Source organism: Yersinia rohdei ATCC 43380 (genome assembly GCF_000173775.1).
GTDB classification, from domain to species: domain Bacteria; phylum Pseudomonadota; class Gammaproteobacteria; order Enterobacterales; family Enterobacteriaceae; genus Yersinia; species Yersinia rohdei.
Genome location: NZ_ACCD01000065.1, coordinates 1 through 3,419, shown reverse-complemented (window position 1 = coordinate 3,419; position 3,419 = coordinate 1). Strand labels below are relative to the sequence as shown.

Sequence of the window (3,419 nt, the reverse complement as noted above, 5' to 3'; positions counted from 1 at the left end):
CAATGATAGTACCGGTAGTTTCTGCATGCTCAGCCAGAGTAAATATGCCGCCATTCACCTTGGTGTCATTGGCAGTGGCATCTTTAACCAGAATAAAATCACCGGCGTTAAGCACCGTATTCTCTGCAATGGCACCGGTTTGAACATTAAAATGACCGCCATTGATTTCGGTGGCTTTGGCCGTTGCACCACTGTTAACAGTGAAAATGCCGCGAGTGTCAATGTTGGTACCTGTTGCTTCAGCGCCATTTAACAGGGTAAATGTCGAGCCCACAGTCACTGAGGTGTTATCGGCTGTAGCTCCCTGTTGAAGTTCAAACTCAGTAAAGATCAATAAAGTGTCGGTCGCTGTAGCGCCTACTTCAATGATAAATTTACTGCCAGGACCATCTATTATGGTCTTTGTTGCTGTGGCACCCTCTTTCAGGTGCAGCGATGAGGTACTATTGTCGATACTGACCACATTGGTTTCATTAATGCTGGCATCGCTATGCACTATCATCATGCCTTCGCTCATGTTGGTCAGGCTAGCCGACGATCCTTTTTCAAGTATAAATTTAGCCCCTTCACCGTTTACTATTGTGACACTGGCCGTGGCTTCTTCTTGAACTGTGAATGTCGCCTTGTCATTTAATGTAGTGCTGGTGGCCGTTGCGCCCTTAATTAAAGTAAGGTCTGTGTTCTCCAGTGTCGTATATTCTGCATTTGCATCTTTAGCAATAGTCAATGTGCCGCCATTAATGACGGTCTGATTAGCTTTAGCACCGGATTGCAGTTCTACAGCACCAGTGCTGTGCAGGCCTTGAATTTCGCCGTATTGTTTAACAATAACTTTGCCACCATTAGCGACTTTCGCATTTAAGGATTTAGCTGCATTGATGGTGTCTTTGCCCCCGTCAGTGCTCAATACTTTGTTCCCTTCTAGTACTAACTTGCCGTTAGCACCAATTTGAGTGCCATAATCCTCACCGCTGCTGTTGTTTAAGGTGCCGCTGGTGATAATTGTATTATGGGCTGCTGCACCTTGCGCCAAGTTAATGGTGCCGTTTTCGGTGACAACACTGTCATGGATAATCCCTTTGCCAGCCACATTTTGCGCGCCATCGGCGACGTTGGTCGCGATTGCCATCGTATCGGCGGCCACTGTTTGCTGCTTAGCGGCGGCAATAGTTTGCGCAAAAGCCGGTGTATCAGTAGTTGGGGCAATTTCATCTAGTTGAGCAATTTCATCTTTTGCATCTTCCAACTTTTGAAGTTTTTCATCGATAATTGTTTGGTCACCCCCACTTTTTGCCTGGTCATAATCCTGTTGAGCTTTATCTTTGGCATCAAGTTTTGCATATTTATCTTCAACGCTGGCGTTCAATTTTTCTAATTGCTTATCATTAATTACATTCTCAGAAAGATATTTCTGCAAGTTATTGAGCATGGTGTCTTTAGTGACGGGTTGAACATCACCTGTTGCAGCAATAGCACCACCTGATATCAAAGAAGAGACCAAAATAGATAAAGGCAATAATCGTGTATTTAAGGTGTTTCCGGATTTCATATTTTTTTCCTATTGGGATTTAAGATTCTTTAAATTCTGGATGCAATATACAAAATCAGATTTGATAAGTATCGAATGGAGTTTTTTTTAAAATTAATATTATTTTGACTTATATTTGATTTTTATTTTATGAGGTTATTTGCATTTAACTTATTGATATTTTTGTTGATTAATTTTTTATTAAGAAGTTTTCTTGAGGTTTTTAATTTACCAAATAAAAAAGGAGCCATTGCTGGCTCCTGGATACAGTCTATTTTTACTTTGTTATCGAGTAGATATTATCTTAGAAGCTATAACCTACGCCGATATTTGCAGTTATTGGGGACTCAATATTTTTACCTTTACCAAACTTCACTTCGGTATTCACTGACACTGCTTTGGTCAGTTGGGCGTTAACCCCTAAACCGATATTCGCTCGGGTGCCGGATAAATCATTTTTGAATTGTTCACCGTTAATAACGACTTTATTATTAGAGATAACTTCCTGATCAACCGACAAGCTAGCATAAGGTTTAATTGACGCACCATTGGTCAGGTTGAAACTATAACCGCTGTTCACACCAGCAGTCACCATCAGTGAACGGCTATTATCACTTTTCGCCGTCATGCCATTAGACATGGTGATGTCGTTTTTCAAACCATTGAAATTGCTGATGCCGACATATGGCGTTACTGTCAATTCTTGGTATTGAATATGCTTACCGGCTTTCACCGACATGCCCAAGCCGGCAAACTTAGAGTTGCTGTTGGCTTGCTCGCCATCGAACATTTCAACATTCAGCTTTTGATCAAACTGGTTGGCTTTCAGTGTGCCGTTAACAAAGTAACCATTTTTATGCTGATACTGAGCATAAGCACCGACTGATTTACTGTCTACATCACCTGAACTGTGGAAATCAGACTTGATAGTCGAGCGGCTATAACTTGCAAAACCACCTAAAGTTAGAGAACCGTTGTCCATAGCTGCGGTTTTATCGCCACCCAAAGTCATACCATTCAGACTTTGTGAGAAGTTAGCCGCAGTGCCGTTAACACTAAATTGGTTGTTTAGGTAAGAACCCCAAACCCCATCTTCACTAGAGAAGGTGGCTAAACGATCTAAACGGTTTTGAACTGAGCTTAATTCCGCGTTGTAAATCACCGGCGTAGTGTTTCCTACCGCCAAGATACCGGCTGTGCTTGGTGCCAGCTTGGTTTTATCCGCGACTAAGCTGACGGAGCCATTACCATTGTTGACCAGTTCATATTGGTAGTTACCCAAATAGGTCGAGCGAGTCAGTTTGAAATTGGCATTATTCACATCAGCCTGAATAAGGTTCAGGTTAACCGGTGCTTTGCCGCTTTCGTTGATTTGGATAACAAAATCACCATTAGCCTGGCCTGCAATCTTAATTGCTGCGCCAGTGGCATTGGTCAGTGTGCCGAGGTTAAATTGCCCCTCACCCTGTAATGAAGCCATTTTTATCTGGCCTTGTTTAGTATTCAGCTTGGTGAAATCAAATGTACCGCCATCCATGACGACATCTTTGAATTCAATCTGCGCCGGTGCCATCTGGGTTGCAGCACGGGTGGCTGAGTGCATTACTGAACGGTTGGCAACCTCTGCGGCGTTACTTGCGCTGACGTCTTGGTCAGTGAAGACCATCGTGGTGCCCAAGGTCAGATTCGCTTGCGCGGTATTGGCACCAATCGCCATATTGATGTTGCTGCCCGCCGCGGCGCTGATGTTGCCTGTCACTTGGGCAGTATTCGCTAAATTAACTTCGCCTTGCTTAAGCGTCAGATTATCGGAGACGACACCGGCGATATGGGCGATACCACCATCAACCTCCAGTTTGAAGGCTTGCGCCATTGACATCAGGTTAAATTT

Annotated in this window: 1 protein-coding gene and 1 pseudogene; both read right to left on the bottom strand. The window is 43.5% G+C overall.

Annotated elements, in window-relative coordinates:
• Positions 1 to 1,549: pseudogene (locus YROHD0001_RS00150) on the bottom strand (hypothetical protein); the annotation flags it as partial.
• Positions 1,550 to 1,832: 283 nt separating this feature from the next.
• Positions 1,833 to 3,419, bottom strand: a 1,587-nt coding sequence (locus YROHD0001_RS00155) for an autotransporter outer membrane beta-barrel domain-containing protein (protein ID WP_032818567.1), incomplete at its 5' end; no start/stop codon positions are given.